Consider the following 24,288-nt stretch of genomic DNA (forward strand, 5'->3'; position numbering starts at 1 on the left):
CCTTAGGAGCCGGACTTGGCGGAGGTGCGGCGCCGGGTCGTCGTCGTCTTCTTCTTGCCCCCGCCCGCGGCCACCTTCTCACGCCGCTCGGCGAGCAGTTCGGCGGCGCGCTGGATGGTGATCGCCTCGACCTCGTCGCCCTTGCGCAGGCTCGCGTTGGTCTCGCCGTCGGTGACGTACGGGCCGAACCGGCCCTCCTTCACCACCACCGGCTTGCCGCTGGCCGGGTCGTTGCCGAGCTCGCGCAGCGGCGGCGCGGCGGCCGCGCGGCCCCGGCCCCGCTGCTTGGGCTGGGCCAGCAGCTCCTTGGCCTGGTCCAGCGTGACGGTGAACAGCTCGTCCTCCGACGCCAGCGACCGGCTGTCGGTGCCGCGCTTGATGTACGGACCGAACCGGCCGTTCTGCGCGGTGACCGGCTCGCCGTCCAGCTCGCCCAGCACGCGCGGCAGCGACAGCAGCTTCAACGCGTCGTCCAGCGTGACGGTGTCGAGCGACATCGTCTTGAACAACGATCCGGTGCGGGGCTTGGTGTCGGCCTTCTTGGTCCGCTTCTTCTTCTCGCCCTCCGCCGGAGCCGGGGGCTCGGGCAGGATCTCGGTCACGTACGGGCCGAAACGCCCCGACTTCGCGACGATCGTGTGCCCGGTCGCCGGGTCGACGCCCAGCTCTCGGTCGCCGGACGGCTGCGCGAACAGCTCCTCGGCCTTCTCCGCCGTCAGCTCGTCGGGCGCCAGGTCCTCGGGGATGTTGACGCGCTCGCCGTCGCGGTCGAGGTAGGGCCCGTAGCGGCCGACGCGCACCATGATGTCGGTGTTCTTGATCGGGAACGAGCTGACGCCCTTGGCGTCGATGTCCCCGATGTCGCCGGTCAGCTCCTTCAGGCCCTCCTCGCCGTTGTCGCCGAAGTAGAACCGGGTGAGCCAGCGCACCCGCTCGGCCTCACCGCGGGCGATCTCGTCGAGACCGTCCTCCATGTGCGCGGTGAAGTCGTAGTCGACCAGGTTGCCGAAGTGCCGCTCCAGCAGGTTGATCACCGCGAACGCCAGGAAGGACGGCACCAGCGCGGTGCCCTTCTTGAAGACGTAGCCGCGGTCCAGGATCGTGCCGATGATCGAGGCGTAGGTGGAGGGCCGGCCGATCTCGCGGTCCTCCAGCTCCTTGACCAGGCTGGCCTCGGTGTAGCGGGCGGGCGGCTTGGTCGAGTGGCCCGTCGCCTCCACCGAGCGCGCCGACAGCGGGTCGCTCTCGGCCAGGTTCGGCAGCCGCCGCTCGGCGTCGTCGCGGTCGGTCGACGGGTCGTCGGCGCCCTCGACGTAGGCCTTCAGGAAGCCGTGGAAGGTGATCGTCTTACCGGTCGCGCCGAACTCGGCGACCTCGCCCTGCGTCGACTCGCCGGTCACCCGGATCGACACCGACTGGCCGACCGCATCCTTCATCTGCGAGGCGATCGTGCGCTTCCAGATCAGCTCGTACAGCCGGAACTGGTCGCCGCCCAGGGCCGTCTCGGCGGGGGTGCGAAACACCTCGCCCGCCGGGCGGATCGCCTCGTGCGCCTCCTGGGCGTTCTTGACCTTGGAGGCGTACACGCGCGGCTTGTCCGGCACGTACTGCGCGCCGAACAGCGCCGACGCCTGCCGCCGGGCCGCGGTGATCGCGGTCTCCGACAGGGTGATGGAGTCGGTGCGCATGTAGGTGATGAAGCCGTTCTCGTACAACTTCTGCGCGACCGACATCGTGTACTTGGCGGAGAAGCCCAGCTTGCGGCTGGCCTCCTGCTGCAGCGTGGTGGTGCGGAACGGCGGGTAGGGCTTGCGCGTGTACGGCTTGGACTCGACCGACTTGACCGCGTAGGGGCGGTCGGCCAGCCGCTGCGCCAGGCCGCGCGCCGCCTGCTCGTCGAGGTGGAGCACGTTCGCGCTGGCGGTCTTGAGGACGCCCTCGGAGGAGAAGTCGCGGCCCTGCGCGACGCGCCTGCCGTCGACGGCGACCAGGCCCGCCTTGAACGCGGTGGGCTCCTCCTCGCGGCCGGTGTCGAACTCGGCCTGGATGTCCCAGTAGTCGGCCGGGACGAACGCGATGCGGTCGCGCTCGCGCTCCACCACCAGCCGGGTCGCCACCGACTGCACGCGGCCCGCCGACAGCTTCGGCATGATCTTCTTCCACAGGACCGGGCTGACCTCGTAGCCGTACAGCCGGTCGAGGATGCGCCGGGTCTCCTGGGCGTCCACCAGGCGCAGGTTGAGCTCGCGCGGGTTGGCGGCGGCCTGCTGGATGGCGTCCTTGGTGATCTCGTTGAAGGTCATCCGGTGCACCGGGACCTTGGGCTTGAGGACCTCCTGCAGGTGCCAGGCGATCGCCTCGCCCTCGCGGTCCTCGTCGGTGGCCAGGAAGAGTTCGTCGGCCTCGGCCAGCAGCTTCCTGAGCTTGGCGACCTGCGCCTTCTTGTCGGAGTTGATCACGTAGAGCGGCTCGAAGCCGTGCTCGACGTTCACGCCGAGCTTGGCCCACGGCTCGCCCTCGTACTTGGCCGGCACCTCCGAGGCGCTCCCGGGCAGGTCCCGGATGTGGCCGATACTGGACTCCACGATGTAGCCACGGCCCAGGTACCCCGCGATCGTCTTCGCCTTCGCCGGCGACTCGACGATCACCAGGCGGGTACCGCCCCCGGCCCGGCCGCTCTTCGCGGTGCCGTTCTTGGCTGGCACAGTCGCTCCAACCTCGCTGTCTGGTCTCACTAGTACGGGCTTGCTACAACGTTGCTCGACGCCGCCTTCATGCCCGCCCGCCCCCGCCGGTCGAACCGGGGGCGGCGGCCGCGGCTCCGGCGGTCGGGCGCCGGGCCCGGTGCGGCACGGGCCTCCGACAGGATGACACGTCCCCGTCGGAGGTGCCGACCGCGGTCGGCACCGGAGGAGCCCCTCCGTTCACCGACGGGCCATAATGGTCGCGATGGTGGAGTACACCTACCTCGTCCTGCGACTGCCGCGCGGCACCACCCGAGACACCGCCCGGCAGATCCTCACCGAGCACGCCGAGCGCGGCGGCTGGGAGATCGATCGGTTGCGCCTCTACCCCGACGGTAGCCGCCGAATCCAACTCCGGCGAAAGATCATCCGTCAGGTCCGTACGTTCTGACCGGTCCCGCCCGGAGCGTAGCACTACGTACGAATCCTATGACGTGCGGTAACCATACTGTCCCGGACAGGGCTCCGCCCGTCCCGGACCGCGCCTCCGGGACGGGCGAAGCGGCTGCGGCGACCTCCTGGAGATCAACGGGACCTTGGCGGCCGGTTGACCGTTTCCGGGGCTTTTCTCCAGGTCGCCGCCCTCGCGGGGATGATCCTCGCGAGGGCGGCGGTCCGGCGGTCCCGCCCAGCGTCCGCGTCAGGTCGACGCGTCCGTGCCACCCGGGCGGGTGCCGCCGTCGGTCGTGCCGTGCGACCTCCTCGTGCGGGCCGATCCGGCTGATCGGCGTCCGCGGGGAGGACGGTTATGCGTGGTTCGCGGCGGTATCACCGTGAACCGGCGGCCGTCAGGTGGTCCGGTGGCGGCCGGGGCCTCCGTGACCGTCGAGCCGCTCGACGGCCGGAAGGCCCGTGGCCACCGGGGTCACCCGGACGGCCGGTGGATCAGCGGCGGCCGAGGCGGAAGCGGCGGGACAGGGCCGCCGCGCCCGACATGGCCGTCATCATCGCGGCGGCGGCCAGCACCCACAGGGAGCCGCCGCGCTCGTCGCCGCCGCCGACGGGGGCGATCGCCGCGACCGGCTTGATCGCGCCGAGGTCGCCGGTCGCGCCCTCGGCGACGCCGGTCACGCCGGCGGTCTTGTCGGTGACGCCGCCGACCTCGGGGGCCTTGATGTCACCGGAGACGGGCAGCGCGCCCAGGCCGGGCAGCTTGACGCCCTCCAGCGCGGGGACGCCGGTGGCGGGCAGCGGGGTGTTCGGCAGCCCGGCGGCGGGCAGACCCTGGGTGCGGGCGGCCGGGGCCGGGGCCATCGGCGTGACCGGGACGGCGGGGACGGTGCGCAGCACGCCGTTGCCGGGCAGGCCCGGGATCTTGGGCAGGCCGACCGGGGACTTGGCGGCGTCCACCGGGGGCTTGGCGGTGTCGACCGGCGCGTTCACCGGCAGCGACTTGGACTTCGGCTTGGGCACCAGGCCGCCGAGCACCGGCAGCGACTCCGGCTTGGGCGGCAGCGTGCCGACCATGGGGAGGCTCCCGATGGGGGGCTTCGGCTTCGCGGCGCGCGCCCGCTCGTCGAGGGCGGGGGCGACGGGGAGCTGGCCGGTGACCTGCTGGACGCCGGGCAGGGCGGGCAGGCCCGCCACCGGGACGCCGGGCAGCGCGTTGCCGGGCAGCGCCTCGCCGGACAGGGCGCTGGCGGGCAGCGCGTTGGCGGGGAGGACGTTGCTGGACAGAGCGTCGGTGGGCAGGGCGCTGGCGGGCAGCACGTTGCCGGGCAGCACGTTGCCCGCCGACGCCTGGCGGGAGGCGGCGGGCGCCTGGGCGAGGCCGGTGGGCGCGGCGGGCAGCTTCGGCAGCGCGGGCATCGCCGCGGCCGGGCTCACCGGCAGCGCCTTGGCCAGCTCGGGGACGGCGGGCAGGGCGGGCACGCCCGCGGCCCCGGTCCCCGGGACGGCGGGCAGGCCAGGCACGCCCGCGGTCCTGCTCCCCTGCTCGTAGGACTGGTAGCCGCCCCAGCTCGGGCCGTCGTCGCACTGCGGCTTGGGCTTGCCCGCGACCGCGACGACGTTGCCGCACACGTCCACCGGGGCCTTGCCCGGGGCGTTGACCTGGTTGCCGCCCTTGGTGTGGTTGCCCGAACCCTGCGGGCCCTCCACGACCGCGCTGCCGTCGCACCCGGCGGCCGCCGAGCCCAGCACCGCGACGGCGTTGCCGCACACGTTCACCGGGATGTTCACCGGCGCGTTGGCCTGGTTCCCGGCCAGCACGCCGGACTGCCCGCTGGTGGTCTGGCCGCCGCCCGAGCTGCTGCGCACGTGCGCGCCGCCCTGGCAGAACGCCCCGGCCTCGCCCAGCACCGCGACCGCGTTGCCGCAGGCGCTGACCGGGACGCTGACGGGCGCGTTGGCCTGGTTGCCGCCCAGCACGCTGTAGTCGCCGTTGGTCTGCTGGCCGCCGGAGCCGTGCCCGCCGTTGCGGACCGAGGCGCCGCCGTCGCAGTCGGCGACCGCGTTGCCCACGGCGTTGCCGCAGACGTCGACCGGGGCGCTGATCGGGGCGTTGACCTGGTTGCCGCCGCCGACGCTGGACTTGCCGGAGGTCTTCTGCCCGGCGCCGGTGTGGCCGCCGTTCTTGACGGTCGCGCCGCCCTCGCAGCCCGCCACCGCCTCGCCGAAGATCGCGGCGGCGTTGCCACAGATGTTGACCGGTGCCGAGACCGGCGCGTTCACCTGGTTGCCCGCGATGACGCCGGACTGGCCGGAGGTGAGCTGGCCGCCGCCGCTGCCGTTGTCGGCCTTCGCGCCGCCCTTGCAGCCCGCGTCGGCCGAGCCGAAGATCGCCGCGGCGTTGCCGCAGGCGTTGACGGGCACCGAGATCGGGGCGTTGACCTGGTTGCCGGAGGCGACGCCGGACTGGCCGGAGGTCTTCTGGCCGCCGCCCCCGCTGTTGTTGACGGTCGCACCGCCCTTGCAGCCGGCCTCGGCCTGGCCGAACAGCGCCAGCGAGTTGCCGCAGGCGTTGACCGGGGCCGAGATCGGCGCGTTGACCTGGTTGCCGGACGCGACGCCGTGCTTGCCGGAGGTGGTCTGGCCGCCGCCGCTGCCGCCGTTGTGGACGTGCGCGCCGCCCTTGGAGGCGGCGGTGCCGTTGCCGACGGCGTTGCCGCTGACGTCGATCGGCGCGGAGACCGGCAGGTTGACCTGGTTGCCGCCGAGGACGCCGGACTCGCCGCTGGTGGTGTCGGCGAAGGCGGTGGCGGGGACGACGGTGGCGCCGAGCGCGACAAAGCTCGCGGTGAGCGCGACGCTACGGGCGGTGCCCTTGGCCCACGTTCGCATGATGGCTCCGTTCGGGGGAGGTTCGCTGACTTGTCTGGACGGATCGAGATCTGGGCGTGCGGCGGCCGGGGAAAGGCGGTCGCACGGGTTATCTCGGGAGATGACGGACGCCAGGGGGCGTCACGTCCCGGCCACGGCCCGAGCCGCTCGGGACGGGGACCGGAGTTTTCTGGACGCGCGCTAGTCGGGCGCGAAGGACGGCTCGTCCGCTGCGGTGCGGACGGCCGGGGGCACCGCGCCTGGGGCGCGCAGCAGCACGCCTCGGGGACGGTTCAGTGCCCAGGGGCGGCGGGTCGGCGCGGCGCCGATCCCGCCGATGAGGATCAGGCCGGAGGCCGGCAGGACCGACCCGGCCTCGGCGAGCACCGGGAGCGGCGGGGCCAGGGACCGGGCGTTGCCGACCTGGTCGGCCGCTTCGGGAGCGGCGTGCCGCTTGGAGTGCTGCGCCTTGCGGACGTGGGCGCGCTCGGCGGGCCCGGCCTTCTTGGCGGGGCGCCGGGGCGTCCACGAGACGTCCGCCGCCTTGCGGACGGCGGGCGCCTGGACCTTGTCGGCGGCCTGCGCCTGCGGGACGGCCCGCTCGACGTGCCGCGCGCTCGGGGCGGCGGGCACGGCGACGGGCGGCACGGTCGGGGTGACCGGCCGCCGGTTCTTGACGACCTCGTCCGCGATGGCGCGGACGGGCAGCGCGGGGCGCGGGGCCCGGTGCGCGTGATCGGTGGCGGTCTGGGCGACGCGGACGGCGTCGCCCAGCACCGGGGCGTCGGTGACGACGCGCGCGGCGTCGGCCGGGGACGGCCCGTCGGCGTGCGCCTGCGCGGCGCCGCCGAGCAGCCAGCCGGCGGCCAGGAGGCCGAGGACGACCAGGAGCCTGCGGACCGCCCGGCTGGCGGCGACACGGCACAGCAGGGCGGAGACCGCCCGCGTCAGTGCCGAGTCGAACGCCACAGGTGCTCCCCACCGATCGTCAAGAACGGGTCATCCCGCTCCCTACGTTTGGTGACCGTAGCACCACGGATCGCACCCGTGACGGCAATACGGAGAGAAATTCAGGCGTGATCAAGGAAATGTTCGAGAACGCGCACGCCGAAGCGCAGCCCGTCCACCGGGACCCTTTCGTCGATTCCGTGGAACATTCCGGAAAAGTCCAATTCCGGGGGAAGCCGGAGCGGCGCGAACCCGTAGCAGCGCATGCCGAGCTTGGCGAAGTGCTTGGCGTCGGTGCCGCCGCTGAGGCAGTAGGGCACGGGCAGGGCGCCCTCGTCCTCCGAGAGGAGGGCGCGCTCCATGGCGGCGACGAGGGCGCCTTCGTACTCGACTTCCAGCGCCTGGTCGTTGTAGACGAAATCCCGCTTGACGTCCGGTCCGAGAAGTTCGTCCACGACGGAGAAGAATTCGGCCTCATAACCGGGCAGATAACGGCCGTCGACCTGAGCGGTGGCCGTCTGCGGAATGACGTTGGTCTTGTACCCGGCGTCCAGCCGCGTCGGGTTGAGGGTGTGCCGGAGGGTGGCGCCGATCATCCGGGCGAGCGGCCCGATCTTCTCCAGGCACGCCTCGGGGTCCCGCGGATCGAACTCGACGCCGTAGGCCATGCAGGCACGTTCGAGGAAGGCTCGCACGGTCTTGGTCATCTGGACGGGGAACTCGTGCGCCCCGAGCCGCGCGACAGCAGCAGCAACAGCCGTGACGGCGTTGTCCGGATGGACCATGGACCCGTGCCCGGCCGTCCCGGTGGCGGTGAGGTTCATCCAGGCGATGCCCTTCTCGGCCGCCTCGATGAGGTACATGCGCTTGTCACCGGGAACCGTGAGGCTGAACCCGCCGACCTCGCCGACGGCCTCGGTGCACCCGTCGAACAGCTCGGGATGCTCCTCGACGAGCCACTGCGCGCCGTACTTGCCCCCGGCCTCCTCATCGGCGAGGAAGGCGAGCACGATGTCGCGCGGGGGCCTGCGCCCTTCCCGGAGCCGCTGGCGGACGACGGCGAGCATCATCGCGTCCATGTCCTTCATGTCGACGGCCCCGCGCCCCCAGACGCACCCGTCGGCGATCTCTCCCCCGAACGGATCGCGCGACCAGTCCTCTTTCTTGGCGGGCACGACGTCGAGATGCCCATGCAGGAGCAGAGCATCGCGCGAGGAGTCCTCCCCCTCAATACGAGCGACGACGCTGGCACGCCCGGGATGCGACTCCAGGATCTTCGCCTCCAGCCCGACCTCGTCCAGCGCGGCGGCGACGTACTCGGCGGCCGCCCGCTCCCCGGGCCCGGAGTTGTCCCCGGGGTTGCTGGTGTCGATCCGGATCAGCTCCTGGCAGAGCCGGACGACCTCGTCCTCAGCGGTGGGCCGATGAGCCACAGTGATCACCTTCACGCCTGGGAGTCCCGTACCCGACCATGGTGCCCCTCGATCGACTTCGCCGCGACTCCGGACCTTTGGTATGGTGAAGCCCGCCGCAGCAGCACTGCGGCATGCACACCTGTCCGGGTGGCGGAATAGGCAGACGCGCTAGCTTGAGGTGCTAGTGCCCTTTACGGGGCATGGGGGTTCAAGTCCCCCCTCGGACACGCACCGTTCCCCCAAATCGGGGGTCACGGGATGACACGATCCGATCCGGGTCGAGGTTCGCCTCGGCCCGGATTTCGTGTTTTCCGGTGCTTGTTCGTCAGACAGGCGCTTCTACGCAAGAACGGTCGCCAGGTCAGGCAACTGGCCTTTGGGAAAGTAGATGTTGCTGTAGTCGGCCAGTCCTTCGGGGCCGAGCCAGACTTTGGAGTCCCAGCCGTCGTCGGCCTTGGTCGTCAGCCGCGGGGCGAACTGCTCGTTGAGGCTGAGGGTTTCCATCAGGGCATGCGCGTCGTCCAGCGGCATCTTCAGCCAGGCATAGCCGCGCAGGAAGGCGTGCCAGCGCTTCGGGACGGGCCACATGCCGCCGCTCGCCATGGCTTCGCCGACGTCCTGGCAGCTCATCAGGGTGGTGAGCTTGCGGTCCCACAAGGCTTGGATCACTGGCGCCATGTCGAGGTCGATGGCGGCTGTCAGGCCGCTGGGCGTGCGCAGCGAGCGAGTGGGGTGGACGTCGGTGATACGAGGCATGGTCAGGGGGCTCCTCGGTGATGTTCGGCCCAGCGCCGCGCGGCCTGGACGGTGGCGTTGCTCCAGGTGTCATCAGTGGGCTGGGGATACAGGCCGGTCCAGGTCGCCTCGGTCGACAGCACACTGACGCGCACGGCCTCGGGGTCGGCGTCGTTCCACACCGGCAGTTCGGCCAGGATCGCCTCGGCGTCGCGTGGGGTGTGGCCGCAGGTGATCAGGCACAGGCCGACGTCGGCGGCATCGGACCAGGCGACGCCGCGCGTGGGGACGGCCCAGTCCACCAGCCAGGCGCGCTTGCCGCTGACGCGCACGTTGCCGGGGTTCCAGTCGGTGTGCAGCAGCGCCTCACCGGCAAAGCGCCACAGGTGATCGGCCGGGGTGTAGTTGGCCATCCGCGCCTCCAGCGTCGGCAGCGGCGGCGTCAGATCCGGGGCCGCGGTGCCCGCCAGCGCCTCCAACGTCTCCAGCACCAGCGGCAGATCCGGGGAGGCGGGCGAGTAGTCGACGCGGCGGCCGTGGATGTACTCGAACCCCAGCAGCATCCAGTCGGCCTGATGGACCTGCCATAGCAGCGCTGGCGAGACGGCGGTGACGAAGGGGCTGATGGCGGCCTCGCGGGTCAACGAGCGGACCCGGCGCGCATCGCCGGTCTGGACGCCCTTGATGAACACCCGGTCGTGGCGGGTGTGGGCGATGAGGGTGATCTGCGAGTTGACGCCTTCGCAGATCGGTTCGGTCTTCACCACGGTCCCTGTCTGCTCGGTGACGGCTTGGCGTACCTGGAGCGGCAGGTCTTCCCACTGGACTCGCGACATGCGGGGAAGACTGCCACGGGCGAGCGCCGCCTGAGACCGAACGACGCCCGCCCGCATGACTCACCTCAACCGAGGCCGGTGTTGCCGGTCTTGATCTGGGTGAACAGCGCGGCGATCGTCGCGCGGTCCACCGTCAGGTGCCCGGCCTCGGGAGCCTGGCTGTCGCGCAGCCCGATCGAGGCGGCCGGCAGTCCGGCCAGCTCGACGCACTGGGCCTTGTTGGTCTCGTCCCCGCTGTGGGAGGACTTGCGCCACGCGGCGCGGGTTTCGATGGTCAGGGACATGGGCTCCTCCAGAGCCGTCAGGCACGGCCCGTTGCCGTGCTGAAGCCTTCGGGCGTGGCGTCCCCTCCGGGGGCGAAAGCGCCGCCACGCCCGAAGGTGTCTAGGGGTCGTCCTGGTCGGCCAGGGCGGCAAGGTTGTCCTCGGCGTAGCTACTGATCAGGATGATCGTGCTGGGCAACATGCCGTGCTGGCGCAGAGCCTCCTCGTACGCCGCCTTGACGACCTCCAACACCCGGCCGAACTCCGGGGCGAGCAAAACGAGTGCGTCCTGTTTCACCGTCATCGGTGCTCGTCCGCCACCTCGGCGAGAATCGCGGCGGCGGCGACCTCAGGCATGGTCACCGGAGCTATCTGGCCGCCCCACCGCCCCCAGCGGAAGACGGCAGCGTCCTGGCCGTTAAGCGGAGGCGTCACGGTGACCACGCGGCGAGCGACGCTTCCCACCAGTACACGGGGCTGCTCCGGAACCGCCCTGTCCAGCCGCGCGTAGACCGCCGGGTCCTGCCGGTGCAGGACGACCCGCAATTCGTCCAACTGCCGCACGGCCGCTTCCTCTTCTCCAACACCGTGCGAAGAGATGGAGGCATGCGCCGAGGGACTCAGGGATCCCGCTTCGGCCTGATCGCGCGTGGCCCTGTTTCGGCGGTGTCGAGGCATCACCGGCTCCTGGGTGTCGTGGTCGTTGCGTCGTTTTCAACCCTCCAACCGATCACCCTCGGCAACCACGTCAGCACTGCATAGGAAACGGAGCCCCTCGATGCAACGATGAATATCCGCAGCGTCCACAGCCGGGAGGCCGCGTCATGAACGGGAGCAAGAAGCTGTGCGCTTGGTGCGGCAAGCCGCTGAGCCGCTACACCACCGGAGACGTGTGCGGACCATGCGTCACCGCCGCGCGCTACGCCCCCACCCCGCCACCGGCGATCCGACTCCCGCTGGAGTTCTGGTTCTCCGAGCAGGTCGCGCGGGCGCTGGCCTCCTGGGATTGGTCAACGGTCCTGGTGACCGTTCATCAACACACCAACGCCACGCAGGCCGCCATCGCCGCGCAGACCGGACTATCCCAGGGGTCGATCTCTCGTCTCATGGCCGGACGCAGCGGTGGGCAGACGATCGAGACCGCCTTGAAGCTCCTCGATGGCCTGGGCGCACCGCGGACCCTTGCCGGGCTCGCGCCCAAGGGGCTCAGTCACATCACCGGCCGTACCACCGATCAGCAACCCGGCCAAGCGGGTAGACAGAACGACGTGAAGCGCCGCGAGTTCACCAGCACGCTCGTGCTCGCCGGCCTGTCGGTCTCCTTGATCGGACAGGCCCGCCCCCATCCGGCAGCCGATGAAGGCGAAGTCATCACCGGCCTGCAGCGCCCCTGCGACGCCGTCGCCGATCTATGGGCCCTGGACGCCAAGCACGGCGGCGCCGCCTTGGCCGACCTGGCCGAAGCCCGTCTCGCCGGTGTCCTGGCGCAGACCAAAGACCTGTCCCTCAAGCCTTCGCAGGAGGTATTCCTGCACGCTGTCATCGGTGAGATCACCTCGGCCGCCGCGTGGTTCACCTTCGAAAGCGGCAACCTGAACCGTGCCGAACAGCTCCTGAAGGACGGCCTGTATGCCGCGCACTGCGCCAACAGCACCGACCTGCGCCTTCAGATCCTCGACACCATGGCGATGGTCTCCAGCTCGCAAGGCAAGCCCGCCCAAGCCCTCGCCGTCGCCCAAGGCGCCCTGGCCTCAAGCGCGCAAGCCGACCCGCAACTTCGCGCCCTGCTGGCTATGCGCGTTTCCCTCGGTCACGCCCGCCTCGGCGACCAGGACGGCCACCGCCGCCTCAAAGGACACGCCTGGGACCTGCTCAACAAGACCGGCCCCCGCCCCGATCCCGACGAGTGGTTCCGGTTCTTCGGCGAAGACGAGCTGCGCGGCCTGGAAGCCATCGCCCAATCCTCCCTCGGCCATCACCAGCGCTCCGCCGAACTGCTCGACGGCATCACCGCCACGATGGCCCCGCGCAACCGCGCCTTCTACCGCCTGTGCCAAGCCACCGCGCTGGCCAAGGCCCAAGACCTCCGCTCCTCCATAGAGATCTTCCACGGCAACCTCCCCCTGCTCACCGAAATGATCAGTGCCCGCATCGGCAAGAAGGTCCGCAAGTACGCCGCCGCGCTCGCGCCGCACACCGACAGCGATGCCCAAGAAACCCGGCACATCGCCCTCAGCCTGATCGGAGACCTCCCGCATGCCTGACGGCGTCTCCCACACCCTGAACCGCCACGACGGCCAACAGGCCCGGGGCATGCTCGACCAGCTCGCCGACCTCTACGTCCCGGCCTACGCCGAACCGCCCTACAAGCCGCACCCGATGTTCAGCCGCGAGGCGTTCCTCGAACGCACCACCCGCCAGACCCACCGCGACGGATTCACCCTCATCACCGCCCACACCGCCACGCAGCAACTCGCCGGCTTCGCCTTCGGCTTCACCCTCGCCCTAGGCCGCTGGTGGCGCGACGTCTCCGGCTCCACCCCACCCGCCGACATCGTCAACGCCAGCAAATTCGCCGTCGTCGAGCTAGTCGTAGCCCCACCCCACCGAGACCAGGGCCTGGCCCGACGCATCCTCAACGCCCTACTGGACGGCCGCCCCGAACAACACGCCGTCCTCCTCGCCCAACCCGACACCCCAGCCCGCGCCATCTACGTCCACTGGGGCTGGACCGAAATAGCCAAGGTCCAATCCCAACCCGGCGCCGAAACCGACGACGTCCTAACCCTCAAGCTCTAGATCGTATTTTTGTGCGACCAAGGAGAGACCAACGCTTGGATTACGCCAGCGGCTGGAAATCTCTGACAAACAGCGGTGTCCCAACGGCGTCAATATCGAGTGGCGGGCCCAGCCAGCGAGGTGACTACCCAGACTGGATACCTGATCGAGGTGAAGAAAACGGAAATATAAATAATGCGGCACATCATTTATATTAAGTAAGCCGCTAACAAATCGCCCGTCTTTAATATTTGCACTTAAGAAGCAAGATAAAGCACTGCGCGAACTGGCGTACCAATGACAGTCACCGTCTTCAAAGACAAGAGTTTTAGCGACTTCGCTTCCTTCTTTGCTGGGCCTGACGCTTACGAACCTTCTTTGAGCCCTTGGTAGACGTACGCGGCTTCGAATAACCAGATTTGCCAGTGAGGCGCATCCACTCTGCCGCTTCCTTTCCCCGCCCTTGCTTAGCGCATAGATTAACCAACATAGAAGCCGCGTGTTCATGTCCGCCGTCGTATGCTAGACGGAACGAATCTTCAGCTTCCTTGATGAGGCCGCGCTCCCAGAGAAGAGCGCCGAGAACACACGCCGAATGAGTATGGCCTGAATCTATTCCTTTCTTGAGCCATATTTCTGCTTCCGAATTATCAATATCCTCTTCATAAAGCAGGCGACCTAGAGAACAAGCCGCTTCGACGGTGCCATGCTCTGCGGCCTTGGTTAGCCACCGTACCGCTTCATCATATTTCTTCTGCCTTCGATATAGAATACCCAGCTGATATGTAGCATCCACATCTCCCATCTCAGCAGAAGAAGTCCACCACTCAGTAGCTTTATGGTATTCTTTTGCGAGATAATGGCGCGCTCCCAATAGATAGGCGGACCGGGCGTCGCCATTATTAGCAGCTCGCCTCCACCAGTTATAAGCCTCGCTCTTGCGATCTAGAGAATTTAGCCGTATTCCAAAATTGGGAACTGCTCTATATTCTCCTTTATCGACCGCAATTTGTAGCCACTTTTCAGCCTCGGTAAGGTCAGTACTATCTTCGCGCGAATAGTGTTCAGCAAGGTTCGCCGCCGCAGTAGCATCGCCTTGTTTGGCAGCCTTAAGCCACCACTTTACCGCTTCTTCAGCTTTATCGCTATTTGCTAGCAGGAGGCCTAGATTGACGATTGCTGGAATACTTCCTGCCTCTGCCGCTTGACGGAGCCATTCCTCCGCTTCATCAGTCCGTCCAGTTGCCTCAAGCAGGCCTCCCAGAATTCCGGCTGCCTCATTGCTATATTTACCGGAAGTTGTAGCCGCTTTTCTAAACCACTGTTCTGCTTCCTCCGGACGACCGGACTCGCTAGTTATGCCGGCCAGGTGAAGCGCAGCATGGCCGTCACCAGCGTTAGCTGCAACTCGATGCCAAACTTCTGCCTCAGTAAGATTACCTTCCCGCTCAAATAGCATGCCCAGATCAATTGCTGCCTCTATGTTTCCTGCATCAGCAGCCTTCGCCCATATCTTCTTTGCCTTGTCAGACTGATTTCGCCGCACATACATCCTGCCGAGCATTTGGATTGTCGACACATCACCATTCTCAATTAGTCGACCCCACGCTTTTTCAGCAACATGCTGGTTGTCTTGCTGGTCTGCTGCCACGCCTATAGAAAATAGTGCACTTGCATCCATGTGCGCATAAGAAATGGCAGCTTCCCAAACGTGTCCTGGAATTGGCGAAGACTCAGGATCTCCCGCAATTGAATCTTGAAGGTAGTCAAATACCCGATAGAAGGACGGTCCTTTTGGACTTGGTAGAAGCATGCTTGTAACGCCGTATCGCCTTTCACAAGCCCATCTGACTGCTGCATCATAAGGCTCCGGGCGTAGCAATATTCCGCCCTCAGCCTCCAGATACCATTCATGCGTTTGACGGATCAGATCAATGCTTATAGCTTCCGCCATTCCTGCACGCCGCAGATCAATTGCAGCAGACACCAAAGCGGCCCCGCGCGGGTGGGAAGCTGAACCCTTAGCAATTCTCCATTCATCCAAAAGCTTTGGCCCGGCGGCAAGATATTCAGCGATTCCGTATATATCTTGGCGAGAGACTGCATCCAATATACGCCGGTCATCTGAGTGTTTTGCTCTCTCAATTTCGGATGAAGTCCACCGGCGCTGGATGATGATAGGAACGATGCGTTCGATAATTCGCACAGCTATATTTGATCGAAAACGAAGATGTTGATGTTCACTCCCTTCCATTGGCCTCTCGTAATCTTCCCTGATTATTTTTCGATAGCGCTCTGCTCTGAGAGTCGCGACAATAATATGCCGCTTAGCGTGCATATATGTCAGCAAGTTAACGTTCAAACCATCGAGCCCCAAATAAGATTCGAGATTATCTAGCCAAAATACATGCGGGTGGGGACTGGATGCAATTCCCATCAAATAATGCTTGAGTTCCTCGCCATCTTGAGGCGCGATAATTCGATGGTCTGGAAGTGTCGCATTCAGCGCTTCATAAGCGGCGCGTGTCTTACCAGCCGTTGAGTCACCCACGATTAGGACGAAACCTCCAAGATTAGCGGCTTTGGCTAATCTAGCGCGGATCGTTTCGTCTACGTCACGCGAGACATAAGGTGGTACCGCATTGCCATTGTGTACTGGCGCTCTATGAACCCCCAGCTCAAGTGCATCGAAGTCGCGCACCTTTGGGTGTTCTGTGCGCGTTAGCAGCCAAGGGGGAAGAGCATCTTGTACACCGAAATATCCTGCTTCGATGTTCAGCGCTACGTTAACCTGATCTCCCTGACCCTGTTGGAAGGTACTTCCATGGGTAGTATTTGCATTCAGGGAGAAACTTGAGGCCGTGCTACCGGCATCATGTTCAGTCATGAGTGGCGTTGCGTTGTATACCCTGACCTTGCTGGAATATGTTACCACCAAAATTGGTAGTTGCGTCGATCGAAACAGAGGAAGACTGCATATTCTGTTCAATGTTCGTTACAGAATAATTTTCAGCCCATTCTGCAAATTCTGCAGCCACGGCAGGATCTCTATCCGCATACCATTTCAATGCACTTGTCAGATCACTAATGCGTTCCCGGTCAGTGGGATCTTCGCATGCTCTATCAAGAGCATCGATGGAGCGGGCATCGTTGCAAAACAATTTACGCAGCCGTTCTCGCATTGTATGCACTGCATGGCGGGCACTATCCTCACTCAATCCGGTGACGGCACCCGTTGCCGCTATTAGGGCGACCGTTTCCGGTATCGATGCGAGGTCCACTGAAGATCACCTCTTCTGTTGGGCGGCTGAGCAGCCGTCATGTGATTTGATCAGTACTGGCGATCTGAGGTTGTCTCTGTCTGACGTTCGGTGGCTTGCCGAGGTTCACACTGCGGGCAGGGTGATGTCAAGGGCAGCTGCATCTATGAGGATGGTGCACGAGTCCTTGCAGGTCAGGGGCGTGACTCCGCGAGTGAGACGATCACCGTACAAATCTCGTGTTGGCCAACCCAAGAGAACACCTCGATGGCCGTAGATGCCAGCGAGTTTTCATCCTTGGGTGATCTTTTAGTCCTGCAGAACGACGTTGGCCCCGGCCAAGCGATCAAAAACTGATCTGTTGGACAGCCGTTCTGAGTAGTATCGCTCCGCGCACCGGGTCTCACGAAGGCTGCGGCCAAGCCCATATCCAGCAGTTTTGCGCCTAACTCGGTATGAGGCCGCAGGACAGCAGGACGGTGTAGGTATGCAGGCACGATGCATCGACGGATTCGCAGCTTTAGCATCGAAGGGCTAACCGGCCAGCCCACCCAGAACGTTCTCGACTGGTCAATCGCGGCGATCCGTCCTGCTCAGTAATGCTGGCCGCACTGCGCAAGTGGCTGGCCGCGCCGCTGAAGGCGCAGTGGTGTGGGCTGGCAGGAGGGGTACGCACGCCGTCAAAAGATGGGGTCGGTCGTTACGGCTACTGCTGGAGCGGAAGAGTTGAAGGTTGGCGATCGCGTTCTGCTCCCTGAGAACTACATCAGCAGAATCAAGAACGGTTCTGGTCCCGTCGAAGGCGTGGTGACGAAGCTCGGTTCGACCTACTGGGACGGGCCACTGTCCCGCATCATCCGCCGACTGCCCGGATAGTCGTGCCCATGGCGCCTCCGAAGATCATTTATGGATAGTCAGCGATGCGGCCAGCGGGATCGTTGGGGTAACGGGCTCGTTCCCCCCTCGGACACCAAGCATTGGTACATGGAGAGGCGCGGCTCAGGCCGGGCCTCTTCTTGTTTCTGTGGGTGGTTGTAGATCGCCTGCAGGCCGGGCTTCCCGTCCGGGTGGATGGCGGTGGCCGTCGGCTTGGTGGTGGCCGATGTGCGGGGCGATCGACGTGGGCGGCTCGGCCACTCATGGGTGTCGCGCTGGTGACTCGGGCGAGACCGTGCTCGATGTCCTAGACCGTGGCGAAGTTCCGCGCACTCCGTCTTGAACTGCGGAAACTCCGTTGTCAGGGATTCATTTCAGGTGGAATGTCGCGGGCTGTCCTCAGCGGCTTCCTTACCCGACACGCGCGGTTGCATCCGGTATGGTCCGCGACGTGGACGCTCTAGAGGGCATGGTTCCGCGCCCCAAGAATGCTTCCTTGGGGTCTTTGCATGTTGATCTGAGTGGGTGTCGGGTTCAGGGGGAGCCTGCTACCGCTCGCGCCAATGTTGCTTTGAGGCGTGTTCTCGGCAGTCCTTCGGGTGATGGTGCTGCCGTTGGTGTGGCGGTGCGGCTTGGCGGTGGGTTGCCTGCTGAGGGTTACGCGTTGAGCGTGGATCGGTCCGGTGTGGTGGTTGTTGGGGCCGATCCGGCTGGTGCCTTCTATGGGGTGCAGACGCTTCTTGCGTTGGTTGGCTCTTGTGCCGAGCATCGGTTGTGTGTGCCTGAGGTGCGGGTTCGGGACTGGCCTGATCTGGCGCTTCGAGGCACCATCGAGGGGTTCTACGGCACTCCGTGGAGTCATGCTGATCGTCTGGGGCATCTGCGGTTTTCTGGTCGGCGCAAGCTCAATACGTATGTCTATGCGCCCAAGGACGACCCGTTTCATCGGGAGCGGTGGCGTGAGCCTTATCCGTCGGAGGAGCTGGTTCGGCTCGCCGAGTTGGTCGAGGAGGCTGCGGCGCAGCACGTTCGGTTCGTGTTCGCGCTCAGTCCCGGGCTCTCGATGGTCTACAGCGATGCAGTTGAGCGGGTGGCGCTGCGAGCTAAGGCTGAGCAGGTCTGGGAGGTGGGTGTTCGGGACTATGCCTTGCTCTTTGATGACATTCCGTTTGAGTTGGCGCATCGGCCTGACGTTGAGGCTTTTGGTGCCGGGGCTGGTGCTTGTGCGGTCGCGCATGCTGCGGTGTGTCGGGACTTCGCTGAGACTTTTCTTGCGGTGCGCGGTGCTGAGCGGCCGTTGACCATGGTGCCCACGGCCTACGCGGGGAACGGGCCGTCGGCTTACCGGGATCGGTTGGCGGCGGAGTTGCCGCAGGATGTGCTCGTCTGGTGGACCGGGTCTGACGTTGTGGTGGGCACGATCACGGCTGATGATGTGGTGGAGGCCGCGGCCAGTTTCGGGCATCGGTTGGCGCTTTGGGATAATTTCCCGGTCAATGACTTTGACTTCTCCCGGGTTTTTCTTGGGCCGCTGGTCGGGCGGGATACTGCGTTGGGCGGGTTGCCTCTGGAGGGCATTACCGCCAATCCGATGGTTCAGGCGACGGCGTCCAGGTTGGGACTGGCCACCGTGGCCGACTACGCCTGGAATCTGGCCGCTTATGATCCTGCGCGCTCACATGCGAACGCTGTGCGTCTGGTGCCGGGGGCTGTTGAGTTGTTGCCGCTGGTCGAGGCTTGTTCGTCGTGGCCGCCTGGGGCTGATCAGAGTCCGCGGCTGAGTCGGCTGTGTCTGGCTGTTCTTGATGGTGGGGACGCGGAAGAGCTGCGTGTTGAGTTGGGGCGGTTGGCTGCGTTGCCGGTGGATGTTCCTGGTCCGCTGGCGCGTGAGTTGGCTCCGTGGGTGTTGGCTGCTCGGGATATGGGTGCGGCTGGGCTGGCTGCTCTTGATTTGCTGTCGGGCAGCGGTGTCGAAGTGGGTGGGGTCGTTGCGGCGTTGGTTCGTGCGGAAGGGCATCAGGCCAACGTGCTGCGCAGTGTGATCCCGTTGTTCGTCCGCCGATTGCTGGAGCGAATGGGGCACGGGGATGTCTTGCCGGGGCCTGCTGCCTGAGGAAGCGCATGTTGTTCGTCGCAGGTTGTGGGGATGAGCCTCGGGGGTTCTTAGCACAAAGCCGAGCGGTGCCCGTCGGGGGCACCGCTCGGCCGGTTGAGCGGGTGCGTCAGCCGTGGGCCGGGCGGCGCCGGGGCGGTGCCAGCAGCCCCAGCAGGATCATGCCGAGGCCCAGGCCCAGGTGGAGCCAGTTGTCGGCGTTGTTGAGCGGGACGAAGTTGGCGCCGCTGTGGTGGTCGATGACCAGCCCGTACAGCCAGAGCACCAGGTAGACGATGCCGCCGCCGACCAGGAAGCCGCGTGCGCCCGCCACCGTCCGGGAGAGTGCGATCCCGGCGACGCCGAACAGGGCGTGCACGATGTTGTGCAGGATGGACACCTGGAACAGGCCCAGGAGCTTGGCCTCCGAGTGGTGGCCCGCGAACTTCATGGTGTCGTAGTCGGTGGTGATGCCCGGGATGAATCCCAGGATGGCGACCAGCAGGAACACGACGCCGACCACCAGTGCCGCCAGTTGCACCGGCGTACGGGCGGGGCCGGCGGCGCGTGTGCTTGAACTTCCGGCCATTTTTCCTCCCGTGGTGCTATGGCCATCGGCTCGCCGGTGACGGCGAGTAACCATTATTTTACCCATGGCGCGGGGGATAAACGAGGCGGGGGCGTGGCATGTTCATTTCTTCGCGGGTGGGCCTGATGTCATGATCGTTATTTGCACTGGAAAGTGAAGGTTTATTAAAGCCTTTCGATTTCTGGGCTTTTGACCCGTCTTCCGCTACAGGCGGTAGGTGCGGGTCACGGTGGTCAGGTCGCCGTCCTCGCGGGTTGCGGCCACCAGTCCGGCGGGGCGCGGCGTGTGGCCGGAGACCGTGGGGAGGCCCGGCGTCTCGGCCATGGCCGTGAGGCGGAGTGGGGCGGGGTTCGGGACGCGGATCGTGATCTTGACGCCTGATGGGGGCAGGTCGCGGAAGCGGATCTCGCCGGGCCAGGTGCGGGCGCGCTTGCCGGAGACGGTGATCCGGACGGGGCGGAGGCCGCGGGCGGTCGCGGAGGCTTCCGTGATCGGGCGTTCGGTTCGTAGCGTCAGCGACTGTGCGCCGGGTGCCGTGGCCCAGAATGTGATCGTGTTGGCTGTGCGGGAGAGCACCTTTACTCGTGGGGTTGCGGCGCGGGTTGTTGGGGCCGGGCCCGTCCATAGGTCGCCTCGGGCGTAGCCGGGTGGCAGCGTTCCGGTGTCCCTGGATGAGACGTGCTGCTTGGTCCAGGGGGCCGGGTCGGGGTCGCCGCTGGACCAGGTGGCCTGGTTGGTGTCCGCGTTCAGGACGTATGCCAGGTGGGTTCGCCGGGGGTGCGTCTCGTTGAAGGTGTCGGTGGCCAGGCCGAGGCCGGTCAGGGCGGCCGCGAGCGTCAGGGCGGTGGTGGGTACGGCCAGGGCGGTCCGGCGGCGCAGTTTTCGGTCGGGGAAGAGCAGTTCGATGAGCGGCAGGAGTGTCAGGCCGAAGATGGCGATCACTAGGGCGGCCACGCCGCCCAGCGCCAGTCCCATGCCGTCGAACGCGACGCGTGTCCAGGAGGGCAGCAGGAGGGCGGCGGGGGCCGCGCCGAGGGTGAGGGCGATGGCTTGAGCGGTGGTGCGCGGGAGCAGGAGGGCAGTCAGTGCACCGAGGGCGCAGAAGAGGGTTGGGAGGACGAACAGGAACGCCGCTCCGGGTGCGGTCCAGGCGCATAGGACGCCGAGCGCAGCGGGCCATAGCAGCGCGCCGATCGCGAGTGCGGCCGGGCCTAGCCTGCGGCGCAGTGGCAGGTACCAGAGGGTCAGTGCCAGAGCGGAGAGGGCGGCGATGGCGGCCTGGTAGCCGAGTGGTCGGTGCAGCAGGCCGCCCATCCCGTCGTAGGCAGGTCGCCATGCCACCAGTAGGGACCACAGGATCTGTGCCAGGACCGCCGATAGCAGCAGGGGCAGGACGGTTGATAGGGCGGCGAGCAGGATGCGCGGGATGCTGGCCAGTCTCCGGCGTCGTGCCAGTGCCGCCACTGCTCCCAGGAGCATGATCGAGATCGCCGCCAGCGGGCGGACCAGGTGGTCCGGGAAGGTGATCGTCTGCCCGAGGACCTGGAAGTAGGTCGCGTCGTGGTCGGCGTCCAGGGCGCGCAGGTCGGTGTCGCCGAGGGTGCGGGACAGGGCCGACATGTTGGAGCCGTGGTGTTGCAGGCTGCCGCGGTCGAGGTTGGCGATGGAGTCGTCGGCGGTGTGGTAGCGCGAGGAGCGTTCGATGTAGGCGAAGTTCATGCCGCGGAAGCCCGCCTTGCTGAGCGGCGTGAAGTCGCTGTTGTTCGGCAGGAGCCGGTAGAGCTCGACCATCGACGAGTCCCCGCGCGGGCGCGGGACGGCGTCGGCGAACGTCTCCACCAGGCGCGCGTTGTTCCGCGACGTCTCGAACATCAGGGACGGCCCGGCGACGCCGCGCGCCTCCCAGTTGAGCAGCACGCCGCCCTTGCGGGCCAACGGGTGTTCCCGCACGAACGCCTCGGCGCCGAGGACGCCGTCCTCCTCGCCGTCGGTGATGAGCAGCACCAGGTCGTTGCGGAGCGGTCCCTGGGCGCGCAGTGCCCGGATGGTCTCCAGCATCGACGCGACCGCCGCGCCGTCGTCGGACGCGCCTGGGCCGACGGCGGCGGAGTCGTAGTGGGCCGCCAGGACCAGGATGCCGGTCGGGGCACGGCCGGGGAGCGTCGCCACGATGTTGTCCACCCGGCCGAACGTCGCCAGTCCCGAAGCGGATCTGGCTCCTATGGCGCGCTGGATTTCTACTTCAAGGCCCGCCGCCCGCAGTTGTTCGGCGAGGTAGTCGCGGGCGCGGTTGCTCGCCGGGCTGCCGAGCGGGCGCGGCTCGGTCGCGAAGCGTTGCAGGTGGGTGAGCGCCCGTGCCGCGCTGAACTCTTCGGCGGGGGCCGACGCGGGCAGCGGGCGCATCGGCCCCTCGGTCGCGGCGGCCAGGACGATCAGGACGGCGAGGGCCAGCAGCGCCGCCCCGGCGGCGATCGCACGGTGCGGGACATTGATCAACTTTTCGGTCACGTCGGCACGCTAGGCGTGGTGACTTACCCTCTGTAATGCGCTGCGCACCCGGGATCACCTGCGGTTTTCCGCAGGTGGGCCTTATGGTCAGCCCTCCACGCCGGTGGCGTGGTGCGGCGCGCCCACCGGCTTGGACTCCGGTGATCCCCGCTGGCGCAGGTAGATCGACAGGGCCGCCATCGAGGCCACCGCCAGGAACTCGGACTGCCAGTTCTGGAAGGTCCGGTTCCAGAACTCGGCGCAGGTCAGGTAGTCGAGCCACGGGATCGGGTCCTGGCGCTGGGCGAGCTGGTCGCTGTTGTAGGCGGCGCGGCCCGAGACCGACTGGGCCAGCCAGGTCAGGAAGAACAGGCCGCCCATCACCAGGCCCAGCGAGTTGGCGAACAACGTCCGGCGCAGGCCGCCCGCGCGGGCCCAGCGCGGGGAGTCGGGCCCGGCGTGCGGGCCCACCCGCTGGTCGGCGTCCGACTCCGTGCCCTCCTTGCCGGGCTCCTTCGAGTCGGGCGAGCCCCGCTGGACCAGCCAGACCGTCACGAAGATGTAGAGGAAGAACTGGAGGAACTCGGACTGCCAGTTCTCCGACACGTCCACGGCGAAGGCCGACGTCGTCAGGTAGTGGGCCAGGCTCACCGTGCCGCCGCCCTGCGCCACCTGCTGGTTGTTGTACTCGGAGTGGCCCGACAACGCCTGCCCGACCAGGGCCCCCAGCATCAGCAGGAGGAAGAACAGGGTCAGGGCGTTGTCGCGTAGCGCCTTGCGCATCGTCTCCCCCCTTCAGCGGTGCAGCAGGCCGATGGCGATGATGTAGGCCGAGCCCAGCAGGACGATCACCAGCGGCAGCGCGAACATGATGCGCATCGGCCTCACGCCTCCACGTCGCACTCGTAGGGCCGGTCCCGGCGCGGGATGCAGCCCGCCGCCGCGACCCGCCACTGCGGGCCCCAGCGGGACACGAAGACGGTGTCGTCGCCCGCCCTTACCCGCGCCTCCTGACCCCAGATCTGGACGTCGCGCAGGGGACCGCCCTTGAGATCCAGCTTCAGGACCTCCTGGGCGCAGGACGAGTCGCCGCTTTCCAGGCTTTTCGCCGCTTCCGGCAGCAGGCGCGCGCAGGCTCCCGGGCCGTCGTGCCGTTCGACCGCCGCGAAGAACGCCCCGACGGCCGCGGCGACCGGTTCCTCCTGGTCCGTGGCGCAGCCGCTCAGCACGCATCCGCCCAGTCCCACCGCGAGCAGGACCGGCGCCCCCTTGCCCCCCATGATCTTCCTGTACCCGTCGTGACCTGCCCGAATCGAGGGGGCAGGGCGGGGCGGGGGGCGTCGGCGGAGGTACCGGGTGAGGTCGGACACACCCGGCGGGCGACAGAAGGCGTACACTTACCTCAGGACCCAGGATCTCTCGACGCGGGCGGCGAAGCCCGCGGCACCCTGGCTCCGCGACATGGGCCCTCCCCGGGTCCGGACGGGTCCGGCGTCCTACCGCCGCGACATCGTCCCGTACCGCCCCGGACGTCCGTTCCGCGCGCTCGCTCCATCGTGCGCCGGTGCCGCTGACGCCCATGTCATCCCCGTCCGCGCACCCAGCGCGATCGGGACGACGAACCCCGGATCGGAGATCCACCATGGAACGCACTTCCCGGCCGCCGGCCGATCTGACCCAGGAACGGTTTCCCGGGCACACCCTCGTCACGCTGCGCGGCGAGATCGACATCGCCTCCGCCCCGGACCTGCGGGAACGGCTGCGCGCCGTCCTCGGCACGGCCGGGCCGCGCGTGGTCATCGACCTGTCCGGCGTCGACTTCTGCGACGTCTCCGGGCTCGCCCTGCTGGTCGAGGCGCGCAGGCAGGCCGGCTCGCTCGGCACCGACCTGACCCTGAGCGCGCCCCGGCCCCAGCTCGCCCGGCTGCTGAAGGTCACCGGCCTGGACCGCGCCTTCACCGTGCGCCACCTGACCCCGTGCACGGTGGCGGCCTGAGGGCGACG

The 24,288-nt window shown here is 67.2% G+C and carries 20 protein-coding genes and 1 tRNA gene; 6 read left to right on the forward strand and 15 right to left on the reverse strand.

Going from position 1 to position 24,288, the window contains the following annotated elements:
* Window positions 1-2: 2 nt before the first annotated feature.
* Complete coding sequence (gene topA / locus AH6_RS17960) at window positions 3-2,705, reverse strand: type I DNA topoisomerase (protein WP_067481244.1); 2,703 nt, start codon at window positions 2,703-2,705, stop codon at window positions 3-5.
* A gap of 244 nt (window positions 2,706-2,949) precedes the next feature.
* Between topA and AH6_RS17965 the strand changes: the two genes are divergently transcribed.
* A complete protein-coding gene (locus tag AH6_RS17965) occupies window positions 2,950-3,135 on the forward strand; it encodes a DUF5703 family protein (RefSeq protein ID WP_067481347.1) in 186 nt (61 codons plus the stop codon).
* 494 nt (window positions 3,136-3,629) lie between these two features.
* Here the strand turns inward: AH6_RS17965 and AH6_RS17970 are convergent, their stop codons facing one another.
* From AH6_RS17970 to AH6_RS17980, 3 genes are all read right to left on the reverse strand, one after another.
* A complete protein-coding gene (locus AH6_RS17970; protein ID WP_067481246.1) occupies window positions 3,630-6,026 on the reverse strand; it encodes a chaplin family protein in 2,397 nt (798 codons plus the stop codon).
* A 180-nt stretch (window positions 6,027-6,206) separates the two neighbouring features.
* On the reverse strand, window positions 6,207-6,974 hold the full coding sequence (locus AH6_RS17975) for a hypothetical protein (RefSeq protein ID WP_067481248.1): 768 nt from the start codon (window positions 6,972-6,974) through the stop codon (window positions 6,207-6,209).
* Window positions 6,975-7,075: 101 nt separating this feature from the next.
* Entirely contained in the window at window positions 7,076-8,386 is a 1,311-nt protein-coding gene (locus AH6_RS17980; protein ID WP_245679362.1) for a M20/M25/M40 family metallo-hydrolase, read from the reverse strand.
* Between the two features lie 123 nt (window positions 8,387-8,509).
* Here AH6_RS17980 and AH6_RS17985 point away from each other — a divergent pair.
* Window positions 8,510-8,595 (forward strand) — tRNA-Leu (locus tag AH6_RS17985).
* Between the two features lie 112 nt (window positions 8,596-8,707).
* Here the strand turns inward: AH6_RS17985 and AH6_RS17990 are convergent.
* The 5 genes from AH6_RS17990 to AH6_RS18010 all read right to left on the reverse strand — a co-directional run bounded on the left by AH6_RS17990 (window position 8,708) and on the right by AH6_RS18010 (window position 10,766).
* Window positions 8,708-9,124, reverse strand: a complete 417-nt coding sequence (locus AH6_RS17990; RefSeq protein WP_067481250.1) for a hypothetical protein — start codon at window positions 9,122-9,124, stop codon at window positions 8,708-8,710.
* Between the two features lie 2 nt (window positions 9,125-9,126).
* Window positions 9,127-9,939, reverse strand: coding sequence for an aminoglycoside phosphotransferase (locus AH6_RS17995; RefSeq protein ID WP_157431547.1), 813 nt, complete (start codon window positions 9,937-9,939; stop codon window positions 9,127-9,129).
* 65 nt (window positions 9,940-10,004) lie between these two features.
* Window positions 10,005-10,223: a DUF397 domain-containing protein gene (locus AH6_RS18000; RefSeq protein WP_067481252.1), complete on the reverse strand. Its 219-nt coding sequence runs from the start codon at window positions 10,221-10,223 to the stop codon at window positions 10,005-10,007.
* A gap of 100 nt (window positions 10,224-10,323) precedes the next feature.
* The gene (locus tag AH6_RS18005; protein ID WP_067481253.1) at window positions 10,324-10,506 is read right to left on the reverse strand and encodes a hypothetical protein; all 183 of its coding nucleotides are present in this window, start codon (window positions 10,504-10,506) and stop codon (window positions 10,324-10,326) included.
* Complete coding sequence (locus AH6_RS18010; RefSeq protein ID WP_067481255.1) at window positions 10,503-10,766, reverse strand: hypothetical protein; 264 nt, start codon at window positions 10,764-10,766, stop codon at window positions 10,503-10,505. The genes AH6_RS18005 and AH6_RS18010 overlap by 4 nt, the downstream gene beginning before the upstream one ends.
* Window positions 10,767-11,026: 260 nt before the next feature.
* Here AH6_RS18010 and AH6_RS18015 point away from each other — a divergent pair, with 260 nt between their 5' ends.
* Window positions 11,027-12,466, forward strand: coding sequence for an NsdA family TPR-like regulatory protein (locus AH6_RS18015; protein WP_067481257.1), 1,440 nt, complete (start codon window positions 11,027-11,029; stop codon window positions 12,464-12,466).
* Window positions 12,459-13,001 carry a GNAT family N-acetyltransferase gene (locus AH6_RS18020; RefSeq protein ID WP_067481259.1) on the forward strand — a complete coding sequence of 181 codons (543 nt, stop codon included), beginning with the start codon at window positions 12,459-12,461 and terminating at the stop codon, window positions 12,999-13,001. Before AH6_RS18015 ends, AH6_RS18020 begins: the two co-directional genes overlap by 8 nt.
* 307 nt (window positions 13,002-13,308) lie before the next feature.
* Here the strand turns inward: AH6_RS18020 and AH6_RS43820 are convergent, their stop codons facing one another.
* Together AH6_RS43820 and AH6_RS43825 are read right to left on the reverse strand one after the other, a co-directional pair.
* Complete coding sequence (locus AH6_RS43820; RefSeq protein WP_157431548.1) at window positions 13,309-15,867, reverse strand: SEL1-like repeat protein; 2,559 nt, start codon at window positions 15,865-15,867, stop codon at window positions 13,309-13,311.
* A complete protein-coding gene (locus tag AH6_RS43825) occupies window positions 15,860-16,261 on the reverse strand; it encodes a hypothetical protein (RefSeq protein WP_157431549.1) in 402 nt (133 codons plus the stop codon). Before AH6_RS43825 ends, AH6_RS43820 begins: the two co-directional genes overlap by 8 nt.
* Window positions 16,262-17,567: 1,306 nt before the next feature.
* On the opposite strand from AH6_RS43825, the gene AH6_RS18025 reads away from it, so the two are divergent.
* Window positions 17,568-19,229 carry a glycoside hydrolase family 84 protein gene (locus AH6_RS18025; RefSeq protein ID WP_169807871.1) on the forward strand — a complete coding sequence of 554 codons (1,662 nt, stop codon included), beginning with the start codon at window positions 17,568-17,570 and terminating at the stop codon, window positions 19,227-19,229.
* A 109-nt stretch (window positions 19,230-19,338) separates the two neighbouring features.
* On the opposite strand, the gene AH6_RS18030 is transcribed toward AH6_RS18025, so the two are convergent.
* From AH6_RS18030 to AH6_RS18045, 4 genes are all read right to left on the reverse strand, one after another.
* On the reverse strand, window positions 19,339-19,797 hold the full coding sequence (locus AH6_RS18030) for a DUF4383 domain-containing protein (protein WP_067481263.1): 459 nt from the start codon (window positions 19,795-19,797) through the stop codon (window positions 19,339-19,341).
* Window positions 19,798-20,001: 204 nt separating this feature from the next.
* Complete coding sequence (locus AH6_RS18035; protein WP_067481265.1) at window positions 20,002-22,305, reverse strand: M20/M25/M40 family metallo-hydrolase; 2,304 nt, start codon at window positions 22,303-22,305, stop codon at window positions 20,002-20,004.
* 87 nt (window positions 22,306-22,392) lie between these two features.
* The gene (locus AH6_RS18040; protein WP_067481267.1) at window positions 22,393-23,067 is read right to left on the reverse strand and encodes a DUF6766 family protein; all 675 of its coding nucleotides are present in this window, start codon (window positions 23,065-23,067) and stop codon (window positions 22,393-22,395) included.
* A 101-nt stretch (window positions 23,068-23,168) separates the two neighbouring features.
* A complete protein-coding gene (locus AH6_RS18045; RefSeq protein WP_083983077.1) occupies window positions 23,169-23,564 on the reverse strand; it encodes a hypothetical protein in 396 nt (131 codons plus the stop codon).
* Window positions 23,565-23,926: 362 nt separating this feature from the next.
* On the opposite strand from AH6_RS18045, the gene AH6_RS18050 reads away from it, so the two are divergent.
* Window positions 23,927-24,280: an STAS domain-containing protein gene (locus AH6_RS18050; RefSeq protein WP_083983080.1), complete on the forward strand. Its 354-nt coding sequence runs from the start codon at window positions 23,927-23,929 to the stop codon at window positions 24,278-24,280.
* The last annotated feature ends 8 nt before the right edge of the window (window positions 24,281-24,288 follow it).

It is taken from the genome of Actinomadura hibisca NBRC 15177 (genome assembly GCF_001552635.1).
In the GTDB taxonomy this organism is placed as follows: Bacteria; Actinomycetota; Actinomycetes; order Streptosporangiales; family Streptosporangiaceae; genus Spirillospora; species Spirillospora hibisca.

Coding starts and splice junctions, on each gene's coding strand:
- AH6_RS17965 (WP_067481347.1), top strand. CDS start 2,950: ATGGTGGAGTACACCTACCTCGTCCTGCGACTGCCGCGCGGCACCACC.
- AH6_RS17970 (WP_067481246.1), bottom strand. CDS start 6,026: ATGCGAACGTGGGCCAAGGGCACCGCCCGTAGCGTCGCGCTCACCGCG.
- AH6_RS17990 (WP_067481250.1), bottom strand. CDS start 9,124: ATGCCTCGTATCACCGACGTCCACCCCACTCGCTCGCTGCGCACGCCC.
- AH6_RS17995 (WP_157431547.1), bottom strand. CDS start 9,939: ATGTCGCGAGTCCAGTGGGAAGACCTGCCGCTCCAGGTACGCCAAGCC.
- AH6_RS18000 (WP_067481252.1), bottom strand. CDS start 10,223: ATGTCCCTGACCATCGAAACCCGCGCCGCGTGGCGCAAGTCCTCCCAC.
- AH6_RS18005 (WP_067481253.1), bottom strand. CDS start 10,506: ATGACGGTGAAACAGGACGCACTCGTTTTGCTCGCCCCGGAGTTCGGC.
- AH6_RS18015 (WP_067481257.1), top strand. CDS start 11,027: ATGAACGGGAGCAAGAAGCTGTGCGCTTGGTGCGGCAAGCCGCTGAGC.
- AH6_RS18020 (WP_067481259.1), top strand. CDS start 12,459: ATGCCTGACGGCGTCTCCCACACCCTGAACCGCCACGACGGCCAACAG.
- AH6_RS43820 (WP_157431548.1), bottom strand. CDS start 15,867: ATGACTGAACATGATGCCGGTAGCACGGCCTCAAGTTTCTCCCTGAAT.
- AH6_RS18030 (WP_067481263.1), bottom strand. CDS start 19,797: ATGGCCGGAAGTTCAAGCACACGCGCCGCCGGCCCCGCCCGTACGCCG.
- AH6_RS18040 (WP_067481267.1), bottom strand. CDS start 23,067: ATGCGCAAGGCGCTACGCGACAACGCCCTGACCCTGTTCTTCCTCCTG.
- AH6_RS18045 (WP_083983077.1), bottom strand. CDS start 23,564: ATGGGGGGCAAGGGGGCGCCGGTCCTGCTCGCGGTGGGACTGGGCGGA.
- AH6_RS18050 (WP_083983080.1), top strand. CDS start 23,927: ATGGAACGCACTTCCCGGCCGCCGGCCGATCTGACCCAGGAACGGTTT.